Below are 20,631 nucleotides of genomic sequence, written 5' to 3'. Positions count from 1 at the left end.
AAGGGTCCGACGGCGGCGCGGCGCCGGCCTGTGCGGCGAGCGGCGGCAGTCCGGCGCTGAATGAGCGGTGACGGACGTACGACGGCGGGCTGCGGCAAAAGCGAAGGCTCCCGTCCGGATTCCGGACGGGAGCCTTCGCCCTTCGCATGGCGGCAGGGACGGTCAGGCGTGGGCGTAGGTGAGGCAGTCGGCGTTGTCGGCTCCCGGCCCGACGTGCACCTCCGGGGCGTTGCACATCAGGTGGTCGTTGTGGACGCACTCGGCCCGCTGGCAGGCTCCCACGTCGGCGAGGACCTTGGGCAGGCCGCCGTGGATGCCGGTCTCGATGAACGTGGCACAGGATGCGTGGTCCTGGCTTCCCCCCACGGTGATGGCATGGGCGGTGCAGCCTTCATGGTCGTTGAATGAACAACGGGTGACACTGCAGTCGGCAACATGGGTCGTCATGAAGTTCCTCCGTAAGTTCCACCGCCCGGGCGGGCGGCTCGTGCACCTACGGTAGGCCTGATCCCGGTGATCAAAAAGACCCAATACTTTGACCTAATGCCCCTCCACCAGGCTGCGCCTGGACAGGGGCAGCCCGGACCGGGTGAAGGCCCAGGCGAGCGCTGCCGCCGTCAAGGGCACTGCCACCAGCAGCGCGGACAGGTGCAGCCAGGGAACCTCGAGGGCTGTCCGCATGTCCGTGGAAAGGACCAGCAGGACCGCGGGCACCGTTCCTGCCAACGTCCCCAGAACGGCTCCAACGCAGCTGGTGAACAGTCCCTGCGCCCCGGCAAGGGCCTTGCGCAGCCTTGGCGAGGCCCCGACGCCGGCGAGGACCGCATGGTCCTTCCGTGCATCAGCCATGGAGAGTCCGGTCGTAATGCCCGCCGCGCTGAAGGTGATCAGCGCAGCCGCGGCCACGATGGACCAGGTGATCCACTGGCTTACCTGCGAAACGCCCGGTTCCGCCTGGAAAGTCATGCCCGGCTGCCCGTAGACGGCGGCGGCCGCAGCGGAGGCCGCATCTGCCTCAGCCTCGGAGGGGTAGGCAGAGAGCTGCACGAGCAGTCCGGCCGGGGCCGCGCGGAGGTCCAGGCGTTCGGCGGTTTCCGGCGAGACAACGCCGTAATAGGGCACCGGGACAGCCGGTTCAAGCACTGCCGCGGCAAGGGAGTCGCTCCTGACGGTTGAGGGGACGGTGCCCGGCCCCGAGGATGCCGGCTCTTGGGTCCGTACGTCCTTTCCCTCGAGCAGTACCCTTCCAGCACTGACGAACACCGGGTTCGTCACCACCATCCCGCCGGCGTCCAGCACCGCCGTTGCCTCGGCGGTGGCGCTGCGGCCCAGCGCCGCCCGGATCTCCTCGCCGCCGCCCACCAGGATGGCCCGGCCGGACGGTTGTTCGCTGACCATGGAACCGCGGCACCGCCAGTCGCCCGGGTCCAACACCCTTCCCTTGGGAGTCCTCGGGCATTCATTTGCCTGCGGCCTGGCAAGCGAAAACAGCAGGCAGTTTGACGTATCCGTGCGCGCCGGCAATCCGGGATCAGCCGGGCCCTCGGGGCAGTTGCGCAGGCTCTCCGGCGCCGTGATCACGTGCGTCGATTCGACGGTGCCCAGGGCATCTGCCACCGCAGAGGAGAGCTTATGGACATCCACCCGGACGGGCGGCTTCCTGCTGCCATCGGCCGACGCCGGCGGATCCACCACCAGCGGCAGGTACGCCTGGTTTTCCAGGGCGCCCCAGTAATGTGTTTCCCGCATCCCCGCCTGCTGGCTGGCAGAGAGCACCAGGGCGGCGCTTGCCAGGGTGGCGGCGGCGAGTACCGCGGCCACGGCGGGAACGCTGCGCCCGCGGTTCCGGGCCGAATCCCGGGCCGCCATCCGGAGGGACAGCGGCATCCACTGGCTGCGGGAGGTCAGGCGGAGGACCAGCCAGCCGGTCAGCAGCACCAGGGCAACAACCGCCAGCACGGCGCCGAGGATGAGCACCGTGACCACCAGCGGCAGTTGCTCCGCCAGCCGGTCAGGATCGTTGGTGGACCGTCCCAGCAGCCAGCCCGCCGCCAGCAGCCCGGCAGCGGGCACCAGCGCCACGGTGCCGGCCACGGTTGCCCGCCGCGTCTTCGCCGAGGGGGCCCGGCCGGCTTTGAGGGCACCCAGCACAGCCTGCCGGGACACCTGCCGCGCAGGCACCATCGCCGCGATGGTGCAGGATGCCAGTCCCATGGCCATGGCGGCGAGTGTCAGCAGGAAATCCGGATGCAGCCCTGCCAGCCGTGCCGAGCCGTGCAACCGGACCACGTGGACGACGACGGCAGCGGCTCCCAGCCCCACCGCGGCTCCGGCGGCAACGGCAACGCCGCCCAGCCAGAGTCCACCCGCGGTGACAACAGCGCGGATGGCGGGGCCTTCCGCACCCGAGGATGCCAGCAGTGCCAGCTCACGCACCTGCTGCCTGGCGCCCACGGCGAAGGCAGCACCGGCCAGCAGGCCCACCTCCAGCAGCGCCAGGGCGCCGATCAGGCCGAACCCGGCGTAGACGGCCACCGCTTCCGTGGAATCATCCCGGGGCACGGAACCGGCAACGGTCCGTTCCTCCCGGGACGGCGGGTCCAGCACCACGCTGCGGGACAGCACGCCCACGCCTTTACTGTTGGCTTCCATGACCTGCGGCCAGGTGACCGGCTCCGGACCCACCAGGTAGTAGGACACGGACTGGCGGGTCTGCGGTCCCTTGGCAAGGTCAGAGGGTACCTGTCCTGCCTGCAGGTACAGGAAGCTGGTGCCGTCCGGGAGGCCGGCATCGCGAATGGTGCCCACCGGCACGAAGGTGCCTGCCGACGTCGTAAATTCCTGTCCGAAAGTGAGGTGGAAGCGCGTCATCAGCCCGGGCGACGCCAGCACCTCCGTGCCGTCGCGCGGGGGCCGGCCCGCCAGGAGGCTGAACTTTCCGGTGAAGGCCGGATTGAGGGCATCCACTTCGCGGCCCTGCAGCGAAACAAGTGCTTCCCCCACGCCGGTGGTCAGCTGGAGCAGGCGTTGCGGCAGCACATCGTAGCCCGCGGGAATGGCGTCAAGCGGGTCGGTCCGCCGGAATTCAGGATCGAACCGGCCGGTGCTGGAGGCGACCACACCGTCATTGAGCGGGTCCTGGAGGGAGTCCGCGCTGGGAACGGGCAGGACGCTGAACCTGGCCTGGGTGTTTCCCAGTTCGTAGGTGACGATTTCACCCGGCGTCCGCTGTGAGCTCTGGTAGAGGGTGGCGGCACCCGTCATCCCGGCCACGGGCAGCATGATGAGCAGGATGATGAGGAGGGACCGCCCCTTGTGGCGGGTGATGTCCCGGCGCGCCAGCCGCAGGGCAACCCGAAGGCTGCTCCGGCGGCTTGTGGGCGCCGGAGCAAGGTCCACCGGCATCAGAGACCGGCCTGGGTGAGCAGCATGGTGGGATCGTGCATGGCGGCGGCCTGGTCGATGATCCGCCCGTCCCGAAGGAAAACCACGCGGTCCGCCCAGGCGGCGTGCCTGGCTTCGTGGGTGACGAGCATGACGGCCGCTCCGGCGTCGGCACGGGCCCGCAGGACCTCCATGACCCCTTGGCCCGTTGTCGAATCCAATGCACCTGTAGGTTCATCGGCCAGGATCAGCCGCCGCTGGCCCACGATGGCCCTGGCGATCGCGACGCGCTGCTGCTGGCCGCCGGACATCTGGTCCATGAACCGGTCCGCCAGTTCGGGAATCCCCACTTGCCGCAGCGCATCGGCGGCCTGCCGGTGCGCTTTCCTGGTGGAAGTTCCGTCCAGTTCCAGCGGCAGCGCCACGTTCTCCGCGGCGGTCAGCGTGGGAACCAGGTTGAAGTCCTGGAAGACGTAGCCCACGGCCCGGCGGCGCAGCCGGGCCAGTTCGTTCAGGCCCAGCCCGGCCAGCGGCGTGGACTCAACGTAGACAGCGCCCGACGTCGGCCGGTCCAGTCCGCCGGCAATGGCCAGAAGGGAGGACTTGCCGGAGCCCGACGGGCCCATGACCGCGACGAACTCCCCAGCTGAAATGGTGAGGTCAACGTCGCGGAGGGCGGCGACCGCCGTCGCGCCGTGCCCGAAAGTCCTTCCCACCCTGGCGAGTTCAAGGACCTGCTGCGGCCCCTGCACGCTCACCGGCGGATGTCCGCGTTGAGCGGGGTGTCTTCCGTGGCCCCGTTGGAGGATTTCCGGGCTCCAATTGCCGCCGTGGCCTGCGCCTGCTGGACCATCCTGGCCTCGCAAAGGTCCAGCCAGCGGACTTCCGCTTCGGTCTGGAAGATCAGTGAATCGAGCACCAACAGCCAGGCAGTATCCGTGGCCCGCTGGTTTGCCGCCGTATCGCGGCGCGCCCTGGTGTAGTCCTGCAGGGCGCGGATGGACGCCACGCGCTGGGCCTGGATGATGGCCTGGACATCGACCCCGGGCAGGGTAACGGCGAGCGCAAGCTTGATGGCGAGCTCGTTGCGTGGTGGGCTGTTCCGCTCCACGGGGGCGGCAAACCAGTTCCGCACCTCGTCCTTGCCGGCAGGGGTGATGCTGTACACCACGTGCCCTTCGCCGTCGTCGCCCTCCTTGGCCACCAGGGCATCGCGCTCCAGCCGGTCAAGTGTGGTGTACACCTGCCCGATATTCAGCGGCCACGTGGCCCCGGTGCGGTTCTCGAACTCGACCCGCAGCTGGTAGCCGTAGCGCGGCTGGTCCTGCAACAGGGCAAGGAGGCTGTGGCGAATGGACATTGTGCTCCCCCGGGCTGGTTCCAACCGGTATGCACGAGCCCCCAAGACCCGTGCATACCGCGTATAGGCAGCCTAGCCCCGACTGACGCCCCGGCGCAATACCGGGTATGCAACCGGGGGTTCCTACATGACCAGGAGGACCTTGCCCACGTGGTCGCCGCTGTCGAAATAGCGGTGGGCTGCCGCTACCTGGTCCAGCGGGAAGGTCTTGGCGACCAGCGGACGGATCCGGCCGTCAGCCACCAGCGGCCACACGGCGTCCCGCACCGCAGTCATGATGGCACCCTTTTCCGCTACCGGCCGGGGCCGCAGGGCGGTGGCCACCACGGCTGCCCGCTTCTTCAGCAACAGGCCCAGGTCCAGCTCCCCCTTGGTGCCGCCTTGCAGGCCGATCACCACCAGGCGCCCGTAGTCGGCCAGGGCCTCCACGTTCTGCTTGAGGTACTTGGCCCCCACCACGTCCAGGATGACGTCCGCCCCGTAGCCATCGTTCTGCCGCCGCAGGCTCTCCGGGAAGTCCTCCTCGGCGTAGTTGATGGCGATGTCAGCACCAAGGAACGCCTTGGCGGTGCCCACCTTCTCGTCAGTGCCGGCAGTCGTGGCCACCTTGGCGCCAAAGGCCTTGGCAAGCTGGATGGCCATGGTGCCGATCCCGCCGGTGGCGCCGTGGATGAGGACGGTCTCCCCCGGCTGCAGCTGCGCCGTCATGATCAGGTTCGAATAGACCGTTGCGGCCACTTCCGGCAGCGAGGCCGCTGTGACCAGGTCCACCCCGTCCGGCACCCGCAGTACCTGCTCGGCCGGAACCGCCACCTGCTGGGCATAGCCGCCGCCGGCCAGCAGGGCCACCACCTTGTCCCCCAACGAAAATGGCTTGCTGACGCCAGGGCCAAAGCCTGCGATCCGGCCCGAAACTTCCAGCCCGGGGATCTCGGAGGCACCGGGAGGCGGCGGGTAGAAACCCCGGCGCTGCTGGACATCGGCCCGGTTCAGGCCCGCAGCCACCACGTCAATGAGCACTTCGCCCTGGCCAGGCACCGGCGCATCCACGTCCCGGACTTCCAGCACTTCCGGGCCGCCCGGTTCCGATATGTAGACGGCTTTCATGGACCTCTCCCGTTCCTGACTCAAATCCTGGCTGCAACAAGTGTGCACCGGGCACCTTCCCGCTCCTGTTTTGTTGCAGGCAAGTGCCTATGAAACACTACTAGCTGAGGAAGGTTGTCCGAGCGGCCGAAGGAGCTGGTCTTGAAAACCAGTGTGCGGTAACCCCGTACCAAGAGTTCGAATCTCTTACCTTCCGCACTGGAAACCCCTGGCAGCCGGCACCGGCCGCCAGGGGTTTTGTGTTTTGGGCGCTGCTGCCTTACCGGTCAAGCGTGACAGGGAGTTCGGGTCAGCGTCGCAGGATGGCTGCCGCGATCTCGTCTGCATCCCTGAGGGTGCGCTGGCCGCTGCGGTAGGCGGGGCTGCCCGGCTGGAGGGCTTCGGCCGCGATGGCCGTGCCCCACTGGGTGGAGGACAACTGGAGGCCCAGCACGTACAGGTTTTCCGTCACGGACCCGTTGGAGGCAAGTGGGCGGTACGGGTGGGGCTCCACGTCCAGGCCCGTGGACTCGACGGGGGCACCTTCTGCGGTCATCATGAGCCGTGGACGCACCAGCCCATCGGACAGCATCTGCTCCAGGACCGGCGAATCATTGGCCGACACCCTGTTGCCCGGCGCAAGGGCCTCCACCATGGTCCGTGCCAGGACCGGCGGACCGGCAACCCACGGCGAGGAAGCCGTGAACATCGCGGACTGCCGGTCCACGCCGAACTTGGGGTCGGGTCCAACGAAGCTGACCACCCCTGCCCTGGCCAGTGCGGCGAGCTGTTCGGCGCGCAGCGCCGGCGGCCCGCTGGCAAGGCCTTCCACGAAGGATTCAAACCAGCCGCGCAGCCCGGCGACCCATGATTCATCGGTGATGCCGCCGTCGGCCACCGCCGTTTTGAGGAGGGCCCGCCCGTGGTGCAGGGCGCCGATGGCCATCTTGACGGGGTCGTCCTCGCCGAGCGCGGACCGGCGTGCATCGTCCAGCAGGAACTCCACCACGGCGGCATCGTGCTCGCGCCGGGACGCGAAGGAGCGCCCCGCCAAGGGGGCCGCGAGGCCCGGTAGGTCCAGCCGGTGCCGCGGACCAACGTGGACGGCCAGGACGCTTTCCACGGCGTCTTCCCAGTTGGCGGCGGTGTGGGCGTGCGGCTGCAGGGCTTCCTCCAGCGCTGCCAGGAAAGCCGCCGCATCGGGGACAGCCCCCGGCTGCGAGCGCACCAGGGTTGAGTAGTACGCCCAGAGGGCATCGCGGTGCAGCAGGGGCCACAGGTCGTGGTCGAACGAGGGCCGGATTCCGGCCTTGGCCAGCCGCTCCAGGGCGGCTTCGGTGAGGTAGCGGAGCGTGATGGAGGTGGCGTAATAGCCGTTGAGGGCTGCTTTTGCACGGTAGGGGGTTCCGCGCCGGGACGCCGCGATGATCAGGGGTTCCTGGCCGGACGGTTCGTACTCCAGGCGGCTTCCCGTGGACACGAACTTTCCGCCGCGGCCTTCGGTGAGTTGCCCCATCGTGTCGAAGAAGTTCAGGCCCATCCCGCGGACCAGCACGGGTTTCCCCGCGGGAATCCGTGTCCAGTCCACGTCTGCGGGCACGGCAGGGGGAAAGTACTGCAGGCCCAGCTGCTCGGCCGCGGCGTGCAGGCCGCGCTGTTCCGGATTCAGCCGGGACGGGATGTGCCCCAGGGCGAGCACCACTGCGTTGGCGCGGAGGGCAGCCCCGGCGGCCAGGCCGACGTCGAACATTCCGTCCCCCACCGGACGCACGGACACAGCCGACGTTTCGTGGAATTCGACCGTGACGCCGTCGGGAGCTTTGGCCAGCAGCTCCTCCAGCATGCACTTCAGGTAGCGGCCGTACAGGGCGCGGCTGGGGAAGTCATTGGACCCCAGCACCGCCAGTTCCGCCCGCTCCTCACCGGTGAGGGCCGGCAGCGGATCCCGCTGCTGCCGGGCACGCCACTGGTCGAACGTGGTGCCGGCCACGGGCGCCGGCAGCGACGGTTCCTGGGGAACCAGCGTGGGGTAGAAGGATTGCGTATTCATGAGGAACAGCCGTGACTGGCCGGGCTGCCACACGTGCCCCGGGCCCGCCGGGTAGGGGTCAACCACGTCGATGTGCAGCTGTGCAGGGCCTCCGGCCGCGGCGGCGTGGGCGAGCAGCCGCTCGAGCACGCTGGTGCCACGGGGGCCGCCGCCGATAATGACGGCCCGGTTGCTCTGCGATAATTCCACGGCATCCAGCGTACGGGCTGAAAGCGGAGGATGTGCCGGACGCTTGACTTGCCAGCCTTGGGGGATGTTGTTTGGATGGGGCGCATGACCACCACAGCAGCTGATCAAGCCTCCGCTCCCGGCCCCGGCCAGGACACCTCCGGCACCGCATCCCAGGGAACTGCGCCCGTGCCCGTCGACGAGAATGTGTGGCTGGAGGACATCTACGGCGAGGAACAGCTGGCCTGGGTCAGGGAGCAGAACTCCCGGACCGAGGACCTGCTGGAGGACGCCGGGTACGCCGAACTGGAGACCAGCATCCTGGAGGTCCTGGACTCCACGGACCGGATTGCCATGGTGGGCAAGCGGGGCGAGTGGTACTACAACTTCTGGAAGGACAGCCAGAACCCCAAGGGCCTGTGGCGGCGGACCACCTGGGAGAGCTACCTCACCGGTTCCCCCGATTGGGACGTCCTGCTGGACGTGGACGAGCTGTCCCGGACCGAAGGCGAAGAGTGGGTGTTCCACGGCGCCACGTTCCTGCGCCCCGCGGCCGGAGCCCCCTACCGGCTGGCGCTGCTGGCCCTGTCCCCCGACGGCGGCGACGCGAACCGCTACCGCGAGTTCGACGTCGAGGCGCGCGGCTTCGTTGACCCCGCCCGGGGCGGGTTCGACCTGCCGACGGCGAAGGGCAACGTGTCGTGGCTGGATGCCGACACACTCCTGGTTTCCTCCACCGCGGAAGGCCTGCCCAAGACCGCGTCGTCCTACGCCCGCACAGCGGTGACCCTCAAACGCGGCGGTTCCCTGGCCGCTGCCCCGCGCCTTTTCGACGTGCCGGAGGACCACATGATGGCCGTCGCGGCGCACGATTCCACACCCGGATTTGAGCGCACCTTCGCTGTTGACTACATCGACTTCTTCAACCGGACCAACTTTGTGCTCCGGGACGGTGACTGGACGCCGATCGATGTGCCCACCGACGTCAACGTCAGCGCGCACCGGGAATGGCTGCTCTTCCGCCCGCAACAGGACTGGGTCCTCGACGGAACCACCTACCCCTCCGGCGCCCTGCTCGCCGCAAACTTCGAGGACTACCTCGCCGGGAGCCGGCAGCTCACCGTGCTGTTCACCCCCGATGACCACACATCGCTGCAGTCCTGGAGCTGGACCCGCAGCTTCCTGCTGCTGAACCTGCTCAGGGACGTTTCCTCGGAAATCCGGGTCCTGGATCCATCCAGGCCCGCCGGCACCACGGACTGCGGCTGGGCGGCCACCCTCCTTGACGCCTGCCCACCGCTGCATGACGTGAATGCCTACGCCGTGGACGACGAGGACGACGGACCAGCCGACGGCGGCGCCGGCGACGACTTCTGGCTCGTCGCCACGGGTTTCACCACCCCCACCACGCTCATGCGCGGCACCCTGGAGCACCACAGCGCCGGGACGTCCGGCGTGGTGGGCCGGCATGCGGCAATCAAGGCCTCGCCGTCGTTCTTTGCCGACACTGACTATGAAGTGGAGCAGCACTTCGCCGTGTCCGACGACGGCACCCGGGTTCCGTATTTCCAGATTGCTCCGCGGGGGCTGGCTTTGGACGGGCAGAACCCCACCCAGCTGTCCGGCTACGGCGGGTTTGAGGTTTCGCGGACGCCGTCCTACAGCGGCACGGTGGGCCGGGCATGGCTGGAGCGGCGGACCACGCTGTCCGGCGGCGACGGCGGGAAGGCGCCCCACTCCCGCGGCGGAGTGTACGTGGTGGCGAATATCCGGGGCGGCGGGGAGTACGGGCCCGCCTGGCACCGGGCGGCACTGAAGGAAAACCGGCACCGGGCCTACGAGGACTTCGCGGCCGTGGCACGGGACCTCATCTCCCGCGGCGTCACCTCGCCCCGCCGCCTGGGCTGCGTGGGCGGCTCCAACGGCGGCCTCCTGGTGGGCAACATGCTCACCCGGTACCCCGAACTGTTCAGGGCCGTCTCCTGCGGGGTGCCCCTGCTGGACATGCGCCGCTACACCAAGCTCTCCGCCGGGCATTCGTGGATCGCCGAGTACGGTGACCCGGACGTTCCCGAACAGTGGGAGTACATCAGGACCTTCTCGCCCTACCACCTGCTCAAGGACGCGGTGGAGTACCCGGAGACCTTCATCTGGACGGCAACCTCCGATGACCGGGTTGGCCCCGTGCAGGCGCGGAAGATGGCAGCCCGGATGCTGGCCATGGGCATCCCCAACGTCTGGTTCCACGAAGCCCTGGAGGGTGGCCATGCCGGCGCCTCGGACAACCGGCAGGCTGCCGCGCTGCAGGCCCGCAGCCAGCACTTCCTGTGGAAGGCGCTGGCAGGCTGACCGGCGTGGGCCCCTGGCTGGCTGTCCGGAGGGCCGGTTCCGGCCTCCCGGAAATCCGCATCGTCCGCCCCGGGCAACGATTGCCATAGGACGCCGGGGCCCCGGGCCGGCATGCCCGCGGCCGTGGCGGGGACCGTTTTGCACTGCATGGCCGGATCTGCGTATCCTTGGTGGGCTAGGAATAGCAATTGGAGACGTGCCAGAGCGGCCGAATGGACTTCACTGCTAATGAAGGGTCGGGGTTAAACTCGACCGGGGGTTCAAATCCCCCCGTCTCCGCGTTTGGCCCCGGTCCTGGACCGGGGCCTTTTGCGTTTCAGGGTGCCCTTGGCCAGTCCTAAGCCCGTTCGCGAATCAGCGCCCTGAAGGTTCGGAAACGCGAACAAGCTTCTGATACGCCGGGCGTGGGCGCGGTCCGCGGAAAACGCCGGGCGTGGGCCCGGTCCGCGGAAAACGCTGTCCGGTAGCCGGACGCTGGGCGCGCAGGCCTTGCCGCAGTGGCAGGATTAGCGCATGGCGGCACGCAGCAACTCAAACCAACCGGATGTGGGCCGGGCGGCGTGGAATCCACGCCTGGCGCTTCTGGTGGCGGCAACGTTCTTCATGGAATTCCTGGACGGCACGGTCCTGACCACGGCCATTCCCAGCATTTCGTCGGACTTCGCCATCCCCGCCGCCGACGTCAACATCACCATGACCGCGTACCTGCTGACGGTAGCCGTCGGCATCCCCATCAGCGGCTGGCTGGCGGAGCGGTTCGGCGCCAGGCGGATCTTCTGCGCGGCCATCGCCATCTTCACGCTCGCTTCCCTGGCCTGCGCCCTCAGCCAGGACCTTGCCACGCTGACGCTGAGCCGCATCGCCCAGGGCGTTGGCGGGGCCATGATGGTGCCGGTGGGAACCCTGGTGGTCCTGCGCGGAACGCCGAAATCCGAATTACTGCGTGCCACCGCCTTCCTGGTGTGGCCCGGGCTCCTGGCACCCGTCCTCGCGCCGCTGGTAGGCGGCGCGCTCACCACGTACCTTTCCTGGCACTGGATCTTCCTGGTGAACATTCCCCTTGGTGCCGCCGCGTTTGCCGCCGCCCTGCGCCTGGTCCCCCCGGCTCCGGGAGATCCGCACCGGCGGCTGGACTGGCCCGGAATGGCCCTGACCACGGTGGGGGTGGGCGCACTCGTGGCCGGTCTGGAACTGGCCAGCAGCCATCCTGAACTGCCTTGGGCCGGGATCAGTGCCGCCGCCGGGGTTGCCGCCCTGGCCGGGGCCGTGTTCTGGATGCGCAGGACTCCCCATCCGCTGTTCAACCTGCAGGTCTTCCGCACCCGGACCTTCCGGGCCATGGCCACCGGCGGGTTCATATACCGGGTCACCATCAGTTCAGTGCCGTTCCTGCTGCCCCTGATGTTCCAGACCGGGTTCGGCTGGTCTCCCCTGCATGCCGGGGCGCTGGTGGCGGCCGTGTTCATTGGGAATATCGGGATCAAACCGGCCACTACCCCGCTGATCCGGAAGTTCGGTTTCAAGGCAATGCTGGTGTTCGCCTCGCTGGCCTCCGCCGTCACCTTCGCCCTCTGTGCCCTGCTGACACCGCAGACCCCTGAGGCGTTGATGTTCGTGCTGCTGGTGTGCAGCGGGGCCTTCCGCTCCATCGGTTTCTCGGCTTATGCCTCCGTGCAGTACGCCGACATCCCGCCGGCACAGCTGACCTCCGCCAACACGGTGTCGGCCACCCTGGTACAGCTGGCCACCGGCTCGGGTATCGCGGTGGCAGCCCTGCTTATCCGGACCTTTGACGGGCTGGCCCTCGGACCGCAGGACCCCGCCGGGCCCTTCCGCGGCGCTTTTGTGGCAATGGCCGTCCTGATGCTGGCCAGCACCGCGGACAGCATCCTGCTCCCCCGCCATGCGGGGGCAGCCGTCAGCCGGCCTGGGCCAAAACCAGGGGAAGCACCGCTCCCGCCCCGGCCTGCCGAAGGGCGCGCCCCGCGACGGTAAGGGTCCACCGGCTGTCGGCGAGGTCATCAATCAGCATGACCGTCTGGCCCTGGACGGACTGCAGGGCGGCTTCGAGCTCCGGGCCCACCACCAGCCTGTCCCACACGCCCGCCAGCCGGTAAGCGCTGTTTCCGCCGCGTCCGCCGGTAGGACCGCCGTGCGCCGGCTGCAGATCACCAAGGTAGGGAATGCGCCCGATCTCGGAAATCCCCCTGGCCAGCGAGCCCACCAGCTGCGGTTTGCTGCGGGACGGCATACCCACGATGGCGGCCGGCCTGCCCGCGCCGCTCCAGCCCGGGCTCCGGGCATCGCCGGTTCCCCATTCGCGCAGGACCTGCACGCAGGCCTGGAGCATGCCGGGATCCACCGGCCGGTCCTCCGCGCCGGCGGCAAACAGCTCCCGCAAGGCACCGCCCCACCCCAGGTCGGTCAGCCGGGCCAGGACACGTCCCTCCGAAAGGCCCTCTGCCGGCTTGAGCTTTCCTTTCACCGGTACTCCCAGCCGGTCCATCCCGCTGGGCCACTGAAGACGCGGTTCAAGGACGCCGCCGGCCCGGCTCAGGGTCTGGCCGGCCGCCGCCGTGGCATCGGCTGCCACGTCTGCCGGGAACCACCGGCCGGCGCAGTTGTCGCACCGCCCGCAGGGACGGGCCGTCTCGTCATCCAGGACCGAGGTGATGTACTCCATCCTGCATCCTGCGGTGTCCTGGTAGATCACCATGGAGTCCTGCTCGTCCACCCGTGCCTCGGCAATGCGGCCGTAGCGTTCCGCGTCATAAACCCAGGGCTGGCCGGTGGACCGCCATCCCCCGCCGACCCGTTCCACCGCCCCGTCCACCGACAACACCTTCAGCAACAGCTCAAGCGGCGTGCGGCGAAGGTCCACCCTGGCCTCCAGCGCCACGGTTGACAGGGAGGTTCCGGCTTCAGCCAAGGCCGTCAGCACGGCTCCGGCCTTCTCCTCGGACGGCATGGACGCGGTGGCGAAGTACTGCCAGATCTCACGGTCCTCCGCGCCCGGGAGCAGCAGGACGTCCGCGTTGGCGGCACCACGTCCGGCACGCCCCACCTGCTGGTAGTAGGCGACGGGCGAGGACGGCGCACCGAGGTGGACGACGAAGCCAAGATCGGGCTTGTCGAAGCCCATCCCCAGGGCGGACGTGGCCACCAGCGCCTTGACCTGGTTGTCCTTCAGTAACTGTTCGGCCCGTTCACGGTCTGCGGGATCGGTCCGTCCGGTGTAGGCGAGTACGTTGTGCCCCGCTTCTGACAACAGGCGGGCGGTGTCCTCGGCCGCGGAAACGGTAAGGGTGTAAATAATCCCGCTGCCCGGAAGATCGGCCAGGTGGGTCAGCAGCCAGCCCAGCCGTTCCTTGGAGTCACGGAGCGACAGGACACCAAGCCGCAGCGAGTCACGGCCCAGGGAGCCGCGGATGGTCAGGACTCCCTCACCGAGCTGCTCTTCGATATCGTGCACCACGCGTGAGTTGGCCGTGGCGGTGGTGGCCAGGACCGGGACGGAATCCGGCAGCCTTGTGATGAGGTCCGCGATCCGGCGGTAGTCGGGGCGGAAGTCGTGCCCCCAGTCGGAAATACAGTGGGCTTCATCGATGACCAGCAGGCCGGTCCGGCGGAGCAGTTCGGGCAGCTGGGTTTCGCGGAACGCGGGATTGGTCAGCCGCTCCGGCGAGACGAGGAGGACGTCCACCTCATCGGCGGCCAATTGGCCACGCACGGCGTCCCACTCCAGCTGGTTGGCGGAGTTGATGGCAACGGCGCGCACCCCGGCCCGGGCGGCGGCGGCCACCTGGTCCCGCATCAGGGCAAGCAACGGCGAGACGATCAGGGTGGGCCCGGCGCCCCGGCGCCGCAGCAGCAGGGAGGCCACGAAGTACACAGCCGACTTGCCCCAGCCGGTGCGCTGCACCACCAAAGCCCGCCGCCCGCCGTCGACCAGTGCCTCAATGGCCTCAAACTGCCCGTCATGGAAGACCGCGTCCGGGTGCCCCACCAGGCCCCGCAGGACCTCAAGCGCTTCGGCATGGGTGGCGGTGCCCGGTGCGCCGGGAGCTGCCATGTCTGCAGCGGCGGTAGCGGAAACTGTGGACGTGTACTGGTTATCGGCCATTGGTTCAGTATCCCAGCACCCTCCGACACCCTGCACAGCCGCGGGCTGCTATGTGGAAAGCCGGCCGCAAAGCGGACCCGTTACGAAAGAGCTCCCCAATCCACATTGGCCGGAAGCGCTGCCCACGTAAGATAAAGCCCGTGACTAGCGAACAGACAACGACATTTGACCTTTCGGCATCCTTCAAGGCCTACGACGTCCGTGGGATTGTAGGCGAGTCGATCACCGCCGAAATCGTCGAAGCCGTGGGGGCCGCGTTCGTGGATGTCCTGCAGCTCGAAGGCCAGACCATCGTGGTGGGCGGGGACATGCGCCCCTCCTCCCCCGAGTTCACCAAGGCCTTCGCCAACGGAGCGGCAGCCCGCGGCGCCAATGTGGAGCTCCTGGACCTGATCTCCACCGATGAGCTGTACTTTGCCTGCGGGTTCCTCAACCGCGCCGGGGCCACCTTCACCGCCAGCCACAACCCCGCCGAATACAACGGCATCAAGATGGCCAAGGCGGGCGCCGTCCCCATCTCCTCCGAAACCGGCCTCAAGGAAATCCAGGCCCTCGCGGAGCAGTACCTCAACTCCGGGTCCATCCCCGCAGGCGGCATGCGCGGCCTCATCAGTGTCCGCGACGTGCTCAAGGACTACTCCGAGTACCTCCGCAAGCTCGTTGACCTTTCCGCGTCCCGCCCCCTGAAGGTGGTGGTGGATGCAGGCAACGGCATGGCCGGCCTGACCACCCCGGCCGTCCTGGGTGACGCGCTGCTGCCCAAGCTGCCTTTCGATATCGTTCCCCTGTATTTCGAACTGGACGGTTCCTTCCCCAACCACCCGGCCAACCCCCTGGAGCCGGAAAACCTCCGCGACCTGCAGGCAGCTGTCATCGAACACGGCGCGGACATCGGCCTGGCCTTCGACGGCGACGCCGACCGCTGCTTTGTCATCGACGAGAAGGGCGAGCCCGTCTCGCCGTCGGCCATCACCGGCATGGTGGCCCGCCGCGAGATCGCCCGCGCCAAGGCCCAGGGCGAGGAAAAGCCCGCCATCATCCACAACCTGCTGACCTCCCGCGCCGTCGCCGAACTGGTGGAGCACGACGGCGGCCGCGCCGTCCGCACGCGCGTGGGCCACTCCTTCATCAAGGCAGTCATGGCAAAGGAAGGCGCAGTATTCGGCGGCGAGCACTCCGCCCACTTCTACTTCCGCGACTTCTGGAACGCTGACACCGGCATGCTGGCCGCCATGCACGTCCTGGCAGCCCTGGGCGAGCAGGACGGCCCGCTCTCCGAGCTGGCCCGCGAATACGAGCCGTATGTCAGCTCCGGCGAGATCAACTCCGAGGTGGAGGACAAGCCCGCAGCGGTGGAGCGGGTGCGCCAGGCCTTCGCGGACGAGGACCTCACCGTGGACAACATGGATGGCAGCACGTTCACGGCCAACGACGGCAGCTACTGGTTCAACCTCCGCCCTTCCAACACCGAACCGTTCCTGCGGCTCAATGCCGAGGCAACGGACCGGGCCACCATGGAACGCATCCGCGACCGCGTCCTGTCCCTGGTGCGGGCCTAGCAGCGGATGGCTGACCACACGGGGCAGGCAGCGGGCGGAACCGGCGGGCAGGAAAGCTGGCGCGATTCCGTCTCCGAGGCCACGGCAACTGACCTGGAGAACCTCCTGGGCACGGGCGTCAGCGCGGCCCAGGAGCAGCTCCAGCGCAACGGCGGTTTCCTGCCTTTCGCGCTGACAGTCCAGAACGACGGCGAGGTGCGGCTGGTGGCCGTCTCGCCTGCTGATGCCGCCGACGGCGCGGACGGGGATTTCGACGCGGATGCCATGATCCACGACCTTCAGGCCCTCCTCCGCCAGAACCGGGACGATTTCCGCGCCGCCGCGGTGGTCTGCGACATCCTGCTGGTGGAGGAGGATTCGGACGCCATCCATGTGGCCGCCGAACACCGCGACGGATCCCTGTTTGCGGCCGTGCTGCCATACTCCGCCAACGCAACCACACAGTCCTGGGAGTTCGGCGAACTGGGCGCGGACGCCAGCGAGCCTGCGATCTGGGTGGACTAGACCGGACCCGCAGCCATGAAGATCAATGCCTTCGCTGACGTCAGCCTGCGAGCACTCATGGTGCTCGCAGCCGTTCCGGACGGCACGCTGCTCACCACCCAGAGCATCGCGGACGCGGTGGGCACACCCTACAACCATGTCAGCAAGGCCATGGCCAAACTGCGGAGCATGGGCCTGATTGAGGTTGTCCGGGGCCGGTCCGGCGGTTCCCGGCTCAGCCATGCGGGCCGGATCGCCTCCGTGGGCCAGATCCTGCGGCAGCTTGATACCCGCACCGATCCTGCCGATTGTGTTGCGCCTGGCGGCAACTGCCCGCTCATTAACGAGTGCAAACTGCGCGGCGCACTGGCCCGCGCCCGCGAAGCCTTCTATGCGGAGCTGGACTCCGTGGTGATCGCGGAACTCCCCCAGGCCCGGCAAATGGCTCCGGTCTTCCAGATGATCGGCCTCCGCCCGGGGCTTTGAACCGACTATCCGAGCGCAGGCTCCCGGTTTGATTTCAAACTTCTACAAGGTGTAGAACTGAGGCAGAAATACTCGTATTTCAAATATGAGTTTTCCTCCGGCCGGACGAAGGCCCCGGCCACTACCTCAGGAGTTCAGATGCTCTCGGACAAGTCCCGCCCCGTCATTGAGGCCACCCTGCCGCTGGTCGGTTCCCGGATCGGATCCATCACCCCCAACTTCTACGCCCGCCTGTTCGCGGCGCACCCCGAACTGATGGATGGCCTGTTCAGCCGCTCCAACCAGCGCTCCGGCAACCAGCAGCAGGCCCTCGCCGGGAGCATCGCCGCCTTCGCCACCCATCTGGTGAACAACCCGGGCACCCTGCCGGAAACTGTCCTTTCGCGCATCGCGCACCGGCACGCCTCCCTGGGCATCACGGAGCCGCAGTACCAGGTGGTCTACGAGCACCTGTTCGCCGCCATCGCCGAGGACCTGGCCGAGGTGATCACTCCTGAAATCGCCGAAGCCTGGACCGAGGTGTACTGGCTGATGGCGGACGCCCTGATCAAGCTCGAAAAGGGCCTCTACGCCGCGCAGGCCAACGACAAAATGTGGACGCCCTGGCGGGTGGCAGCCAAGGCACCGGCAGGAACCGGGTCCATGACCTTCACCCTGGAGCCGGCCGACGACACCCCCGTCACCCCCGCCCTGCCCGGCCAGTACATCAGCGTCAAAGTGGCCCTCCCGGACGGGCTGCGCCAGGTCCGCCAGTACTCCCTCTCCGGCGATGCAGGCACCAGCCGCATCTTCACCACCAAGCTGGACGACGGCGGCGAGGTCTCCCCCGTCCTGCACCACACCGTCCAGGTGGGCGACGTCGTCGAGATCTCCAACCCCTACGGCGAGATCACGCTCAAGGAGGGCGACGGCCCCGTGGTCCTCGCCTCCGCCGGCATTGGCTGCACGCCCACCGCCTCCATCCTCCGCTCCCTCGCCGAATCAGGCTCCGACCGGCAGGTCCTGGTGCTGCATGCCGAAAGCACCCTGGACAGCTGGGCCCTGCGCAGCCAGATGACGGACGACGTCGAGCGCCTGGACGGCGCGGAACTCCAGCTGTGGCTGGAGAAGCCGGTGGAGGGCGCCCGGGAAGGGTTCATGTCCCTGCGCGAAGTGGACCTTCCGGCGGACGCCTCCCTCTACCTCTGCGGCCCCCTGCCGTTCATGAAGAACATCCGCAACGAGGCCATCAACGCCGGCATCCCGGCCACCAAGATCCACTACGAGGTCTTCGGCCCGGACATCTGGCTCGCCAGCTGAAACAGCCATCCAACGACGGCGGCCCCGCACCTTTTCGAAAAAGGTGCGGGGCCGCCGTCGTGGCTTCAGCAGTGACTAGTGCTTGGCCATGCGTTCCTTGAGGGAAGCGAGCTCGGCACGCAGGGCATCCGGGAGTGAATCCCCGAACTTGGCGTACCACTCCTCGATGGAGGCCAGCTCGGCGTCCCATTCCCCGCGGTCCACGCGGACAGCGTCCTCCACGTGGGCGTGGGTCAGGTCAAGGCCGGTGAGGTCAAGTGAATGGCCGGCGGGCACGAAGCCGATGGGTGTTTCGACGGCGTCCGCCTTCCCTTCGATCCGCTCGATGGCCCACTTCAGGACGCGGGCGTTGTCGCCGAAGCCGGGCCAGGCAAATCCACCGTCGGCGGTGCGGCGGAACCAGTTCACCAGGAAGATGTGCGGCAGGCGTTCGGGGTTGGCCTTCCCGGAGACGCTGATCCAGTGCTTCAGGTAGTCGCCGGCGTCGTAACCGATGAAGGGCAGCATGGCCATCGGGTCGCGGCGGAGCACGCCGACCTGTCCGGCGGCTGCGGCCGTGGTTTCGGAGGAAAGGGTGGACCCCATGAAGATGCCGTTGGTCCAGCTGCGTGCCTCGGTGACCAGGGGAACGGTGGTCTTGCGGCGGCCGCCGAACAGGATGGCCGAGAGCTCCACGCCTTCCGGGCTGTAGTATTCCTCGGCAAGCATGTCCACCTGCGAGATGGGGGTGCAGAACCGGGAGTTCGGGTGGGCGGCGGGACGGCCCGAATCTGGGGTCCAGGAGTTGCCCTGCCAGTCGGTCAGGTGCGCCGGAACCTCGTCCGTCATGCCCTCCCACCAGACGCCGCCGTCGTCGGTCAATGCCACGTTGGTGAAAATGCTGTGGCCCTTGGCAATGGCGCGCATGGCGTTCGGGTTGGTGCCCCAGCCGGTGCCGGGGGCTACGCCGAAGAGGCCGGCCTCCGGGTTGGTGGCGCGCAGCTCGCCTTCCTTGCCGATCCGCATCCAGGTGATGTCGTCGCCAAGGGTTTCGACTTCCCAGCCTTCAATGGTGGGGTCGAGCAGGGCAAGGTTGGTCTTGCCGCAGGCCGAGGGGAAGGCCGCGGACATGTAGTACGACTTCTTCTCCGGCGAGGTGAGCTTGAGGATGAGCATGTGCTCGGCCAGCCAGCCCTCGTCACGCGCCATGACCGAGGCGATGCGCAGGGCGTAGCACTTCTTCCCAAGGAGGGCGTTGCCGCCGTAGCCGGAGCCAAAGGACCAGATGGAGCGCTCTTCGGGGAAGTGGACAATCCATTTGTCCGGGTTGCAGGGCCACGGCACGTCGTCCTGGCCGGGGGCCAGCGGTGCGCCGAGGGAGTGCAGGGCCGGAACGAAGAAGGCGTTGGTGGCCGTGATCCTGTCCAGGACCTCGGTGCCGATGTTCGCCATGATGCGCATGGAAGCGACAACGTAGGCACTGTCGGTGATTTCCACGCCGAACTTGGGGTCCTCTGCGTCGAGGTGGCCCATGACGAACGGGATGACGTACATGGTGCGGCCGCGCATGGAACCGGCGAACAGCCCGCGCAGCTTCTCCTTCATCTCCCGCGGTTCCATCCAGTTATTGGTGAAGCCGGCGTCACGCCGGTTTTCCGAGCAGATGAAGGTCTGTTCCTCGACGCGGGCGACGTCAGCGGGATCGGAGAACGCAGCGAAGGAGTTCGGGAAGAGGTCCTGGTTGAGCCTGGTCAGGGTGCCGGCAGCAACAAGCTCGTCGGTAAGGCGGGTGTTTTCCTCTTCGGACCCGTCAACCCAGTAAATGCGGTCCGGCTGCGTAAGCTCAGCAACCTCTTCGACCCATGCCAGCAGGCCGGCATGTGTGGTGGGTGCTTTCTCAAGCAGCGGCTTCTGCGCCAGATCGCCCATTGCAGTTCCCTTCCTCGGGTTCATCGGTGTGAGCTAAATGCTATGGTCCGGACCAGTGGAGTTTTTGGGGAGCTTGACTGACATCTCCGGTCACCAAATGTGAATTCCGCGGAAAATCAAGGAATTATTCCCGCAAAAACGCCGATTAAGTGACAAAGGTCACCTATACCGGTCTAGTTGCGGAGATTACAGTCGGTTCGATTTGGCACTACGGGCCCTGCTCGCGTAAAGTAATTCGAGGTTCGGGGAGAGCGGTTCTTCTCCCGGGACACGGAATGCGCCCATAGCTCAGCTGGATAGAGCGTCTGTCTACGGAACAGAAGGTCAGGGGTTCGAATCCCTTTGGGCGCACCAACAAGGTCCGCACCGGCTCGCC

14 protein-coding genes and 3 tRNA genes are annotated in these 20,631 nt (G+C 67.8%); 9 read left to right on the top strand and 8 right to left on the bottom strand.

What is annotated here, in order from left to right; genetic code table 11:
- Positions 1-162 precede the first annotated feature (162 nt).
- The 5 genes from LDO14_RS03685 to LDO14_RS03665 form a co-directional block, all read right to left on the bottom strand.
- On the bottom strand, positions 163-447 hold the full coding sequence (locus tag LDO14_RS03685; protein WP_018771212.1) for a DUF1540 domain-containing protein: 285 nt from the start codon (positions 445-447) through the stop codon (positions 163-165).
- A 93-nt stretch (positions 448-540) separates the two neighbouring features.
- Complete coding sequence (locus LDO14_RS03680) at positions 541-3,405, bottom strand: hypothetical protein (protein ID WP_223993846.1); 2,865 nt, start codon at positions 3,403-3,405, stop codon at positions 541-543.
- The gene (locus LDO14_RS03675; RefSeq protein ID WP_056389255.1) at positions 3,405-4,142 is read right to left on the bottom strand and encodes an ABC transporter ATP-binding protein; all 738 of its coding nucleotides are present in this window, start codon (positions 4,140-4,142) and stop codon (positions 3,405-3,407) included. Before LDO14_RS03675 ends, LDO14_RS03680 begins: the two co-directional genes overlap by 1 nt.
- A complete protein-coding gene (locus LDO14_RS03670) occupies positions 4,139-4,744 on the bottom strand; it encodes a PadR family transcriptional regulator (RefSeq protein ID WP_018771215.1) in 606 nt (201 codons plus the stop codon). Before LDO14_RS03670 ends, LDO14_RS03675 begins: the two co-directional genes overlap by 4 nt.
- Before the next feature lie 123 nt (positions 4,745-4,867).
- Positions 4,868-5,851, bottom strand: coding sequence for an NAD(P)H-quinone oxidoreductase (locus LDO14_RS03665; protein ID WP_018771216.1), 984 nt, complete (start codon positions 5,849-5,851; stop codon positions 4,868-4,870).
- 108 nt (positions 5,852-5,959) lie between these two features.
- Here LDO14_RS03665 and LDO14_RS03660 point away from each other — a divergent pair.
- Positions 5,960-6,047: transfer RNA gene (locus LDO14_RS03660), tRNA-Ser, on the top strand.
- A 93-nt stretch (positions 6,048-6,140) separates the two neighbouring features.
- Here LDO14_RS03660 and LDO14_RS03655 read toward each other — a convergent pair.
- Positions 6,141-8,069 (bottom strand): FAD/NAD(P)-binding protein, encoded by a 1,929-nt coding sequence (locus LDO14_RS03655; RefSeq protein WP_018771217.1) that lies wholly within the window; start codon positions 8,067-8,069, stop codon positions 6,141-6,143.
- An 84-nt stretch (positions 8,070-8,153) separates the two neighbouring features.
- On the opposite strand from LDO14_RS03655, the gene LDO14_RS03650 reads away from it, so the two are divergent.
- The 3 genes from LDO14_RS03650 to LDO14_RS03640 all read left to right on the top strand — a co-directional run bounded on the left by LDO14_RS03650 (position 8,154) and on the right by LDO14_RS03640 (position 12,392).
- Complete coding sequence (locus LDO14_RS03650) at positions 8,154-10,397, top strand: prolyl oligopeptidase family serine peptidase (protein ID WP_223993844.1); 2,244 nt, start codon at positions 8,154-8,156, stop codon at positions 10,395-10,397.
- A gap of 190 nt (positions 10,398-10,587) precedes the next feature.
- Positions 10,588-10,676: transfer RNA gene (locus LDO14_RS03645), tRNA-Ser, on the top strand.
- A 234-nt stretch (positions 10,677-10,910) separates the two neighbouring features.
- On the top strand, positions 10,911-12,392 hold the full coding sequence (locus LDO14_RS03640) for an MFS transporter (protein WP_223993843.1): 1,482 nt from the start codon (positions 10,911-10,913) through the stop codon (positions 12,390-12,392).
- Here the strand turns inward: LDO14_RS03640 and LDO14_RS03635 are convergent.
- A complete protein-coding gene (locus LDO14_RS03635; RefSeq protein WP_208324299.1) occupies positions 12,316-14,469 on the bottom strand; it encodes a RecQ family ATP-dependent DNA helicase in 2,154 nt (717 codons plus the stop codon). The two genes, LDO14_RS03640 and LDO14_RS03635, sit on opposite strands and share 77 nt — an antisense overlap.
- Positions 14,470-14,660: 191 nt before the next feature.
- On the opposite strand from LDO14_RS03635, the gene LDO14_RS03630 reads away from it, so the two are divergent.
- The 4 genes from LDO14_RS03630 to LDO14_RS03615 all read left to right on the top strand — a co-directional run bounded on the left by LDO14_RS03630 (position 14,661) and on the right by LDO14_RS03615 (position 18,347).
- The gene (locus tag LDO14_RS03630) at positions 14,661-16,079 is read left to right on the top strand and encodes a phosphomannomutase/phosphoglucomutase (RefSeq protein WP_223993842.1); all 1,419 of its coding nucleotides are present in this window, start codon (positions 14,661-14,663) and stop codon (positions 16,077-16,079) included.
- Between the two features lie 6 nt (positions 16,080-16,085).
- Positions 16,086-16,583 carry a hypothetical protein gene (locus LDO14_RS03625; protein WP_144600277.1) on the top strand — a complete coding sequence of 166 codons (498 nt, stop codon included), beginning with the start codon at positions 16,086-16,088 and terminating at the stop codon, positions 16,581-16,583.
- 15 nt (positions 16,584-16,598) lie between these two features.
- The gene (locus LDO14_RS03620) at positions 16,599-17,048 is read left to right on the top strand and encodes an Rrf2 family transcriptional regulator (RefSeq protein WP_018771223.1); all 450 of its coding nucleotides are present in this window, start codon (positions 16,599-16,601) and stop codon (positions 17,046-17,048) included.
- 138 nt (positions 17,049-17,186) lie between these two features.
- Complete coding sequence (locus LDO14_RS03615) at positions 17,187-18,347, top strand: globin domain-containing protein (RefSeq protein WP_018771224.1); 1,161 nt, start codon at positions 17,187-17,189, stop codon at positions 18,345-18,347.
- Positions 18,348-18,422: 75 nt separating this feature from the next.
- On the opposite strand, the gene LDO14_RS03610 is transcribed toward LDO14_RS03615, so the two are convergent.
- On the bottom strand, positions 18,423-20,255 hold the full coding sequence (locus LDO14_RS03610) for a phosphoenolpyruvate carboxykinase (GTP) (protein WP_018771225.1): 1,833 nt from the start codon (positions 20,253-20,255) through the stop codon (positions 18,423-18,425).
- Positions 20,256-20,532: 277 nt separating this feature from the next.
- Between LDO14_RS03610 and LDO14_RS03605 the strand changes: the two genes are divergently transcribed.
- Positions 20,533-20,609: transfer RNA gene (locus LDO14_RS03605), tRNA-Arg, on the top strand.
- Positions 20,610-20,631: the final 22 nt, after the last annotated feature.

Origin of the sequence: Arthrobacter sp. NicSoilB11 (genome assembly GCF_019977375.1) — a bacterium.
Lineage (GTDB): Bacteria > Actinomycetota > Actinomycetes > Actinomycetales > Micrococcaceae > Arthrobacter.
The sequence above is the reverse complement of the archived record's forward strand: the minus strand, read 5'-3'. Positions and strand labels throughout refer to the sequence as shown.

Bases quoted from the DNA above. Each gene is read 5' to 3' on its own strand.
- LDO14_RS03685 (WP_018771212.1), bottom strand. From the start codon at position 447: ATGACGACCCATGTTGCCGACTGCAGTGTCACCCGTTGTTCATTCAAC.
- LDO14_RS03680 (WP_223993846.1), bottom strand. From the start codon at position 3,405: ATGCCGGTGGACCTTGCTCCGGCGCCCACAAGCCGCCGGAGCAGCCTT.
- LDO14_RS03670 (WP_018771215.1), bottom strand. From the start codon at position 4,744: ATGTCCATTCGCCACAGCCTCCTTGCCCTGTTGCAGGACCAGCCGCGC.
- LDO14_RS03665 (WP_018771216.1), bottom strand. From the start codon at position 5,851: ATGAAAGCCGTCTACATATCGGAACCGGGCGGCCCGGAAGTGCTGGAA.
- LDO14_RS03650 (WP_223993844.1), top strand. From the start codon at position 8,154: ATGACCACCACAGCAGCTGATCAAGCCTCCGCTCCCGGCCCCGGCCAG.
- LDO14_RS03640 (WP_223993843.1), top strand. From the start codon at position 10,911: ATGGCGGCACGCAGCAACTCAAACCAACCGGATGTGGGCCGGGCGGCG.
- LDO14_RS03635 (WP_208324299.1), bottom strand. From the start codon at position 14,469: ATGGCAGCTCCCGGCGCACCGGGCACCGCCACCCATGCCGAAGCGCTT.
- LDO14_RS03625 (WP_144600277.1), top strand. From the start codon at position 16,086: ATGGCTGACCACACGGGGCAGGCAGCGGGCGGAACCGGCGGGCAGGAA.
- LDO14_RS03620 (WP_018771223.1), top strand. From the start codon at position 16,599: ATGAAGATCAATGCCTTCGCTGACGTCAGCCTGCGAGCACTCATGGTG.
- LDO14_RS03615 (WP_018771224.1), top strand. From the start codon at position 17,187: ATGCTCTCGGACAAGTCCCGCCCCGTCATTGAGGCCACCCTGCCGCTG.
- LDO14_RS03610 (WP_018771225.1), bottom strand. From the start codon at position 20,255: ATGGGCGATCTGGCGCAGAAGCCGCTGCTTGAGAAAGCACCCACCACA.